This window comes from Roseococcus sp. SDR (genome assembly GCF_019083995.1).
Taxonomy (GTDB): domain Bacteria; phylum Pseudomonadota; class Alphaproteobacteria; order Acetobacterales; family Acetobacteraceae; genus Roseococcus.
Window position 1 is genome coordinate 1 of sequence record NZ_JAHRCU010000055.1, and the last position, 1,286, is coordinate 1,286.

The 1,286-nt window shown below is 68.4% G+C and carries 1 protein-coding gene; it reads right to left on the bottom strand.

All coding sequences use genetic code 11. The features are described from left to right. Positions 1–3: 3 nt before the first annotated feature. Complete coding sequence (locus KTR66_RS24625; protein WP_249732426.1) at positions 4–1,206, bottom strand: IS481 family transposase; 1,203 nt, start codon at positions 1,204–1,206, stop codon at positions 4–6. Between the last annotated feature and the right edge of the window lie 80 nt (positions 1,207–1,286).

A 1,286-nucleotide genomic window follows, 5' to 3' on the forward strand; every position in this document is an offset into this window, starting at 1 on the left:
TGTTCAGACTGGGAAGATGTTTGACGGGTGTTCGGGGACATCCCTGACGGTTTTGAGGATGGCCTTAGGGCCTCTGGTGTCAATCCATCCGAGATCGAAACGCATGAAGTGCAGGCTCCAGACGCCGTCCGTTTCTGTTGGCCGCAGGGCGACGTCGAGGCCCACAAAGGCGAGTGACAGCGGCACTTTCTGGCCCTGCCACTGCACATAGCCATGCACGCCCACGCGGCGGATCCTGTCGCTCGCGTGGTACTGCGGTTGCGGCAGTGTCTCAGGGAAGGCGCGGCGGCTGGGTCGGTAACGGCTTGCCGGCACGGCCAGGCCCAGCGCCTCATGCGGACGCTGTTCGTTGTAGATCGGCCGCCAGTGGTTGAAGGCCCGCTGGCAGTCCTCGAGATCCGCGAAGTGGCGGCCCTGCAGGACCTCCACATCCAGAGTGCGATGGAACCGCTCCTCCTTGCCTTGCGTCTGCGGGTGCCGCGGACGGCCGTGCAGCGTGGCCACGCCGAGACGCATCAGCCAGACCTCGAAGGCCGTGCGCTGGACGGCCAGGTTGCCGCCATGGCCCGTCGCGCCCCAAGGCGAGCCGTTGTCGCACAGGATGGCACCCGGCAAGCCATATTGGCGGAACAGCCCCGTCAGCCGCTGCTGCACCTCGGACAGCGTCTCGCGGTGGCACGCAGCGAGACCGAGCGCGTAGCGGCTGTGGTCGTCCAGCACGGTGAGCGCATGGCAGCGGCCGGCGCCGGTGGCGAAATGGCCCTTGAAGTCCATCTGCCAGAGGTCGTTCGGGGCGGCGCGCTCAAAGCGCTGGACGGGCGCTCGTGCCGCGGCCTCGGCCGGGTCGATCAGGCCGGCGCGGCGCAGCACCTGGGTGACGGTGGAGGGGGCGGGCACCCCAGCCACGCCCATGTCACGCAGGCGACGGGCCAGCTTGCGGCCACCCCAGCGTGGATGCTCGGCACGGAGGTCAAGGATGCGCGCGGCCATCTCGGGGGCCACACGCCCCGGGCTGGTGAGCGGCCGGCGCGAACGGTCAGCCAGGCCGGCCTCACCCTCCTCGCGCGTGCGCCGCAGCAGGGTGAAGCCCGTCTGCCGGCTGATGCCAAAGCGGCGGCAGAGCTCCGCCACGCTGACCTCGCCCAATCGCGCCAGGCGAACAAACTCTCGACGATGGTCCAGCACTGATAACGCCTTCCAGGGCATCGCCTCTCTCCCGAGAAACCACGCCCAAAAGCGTCAACCATCTCTCCGAACATCCGTCAGGGATGTGTCCGGTCTGAACA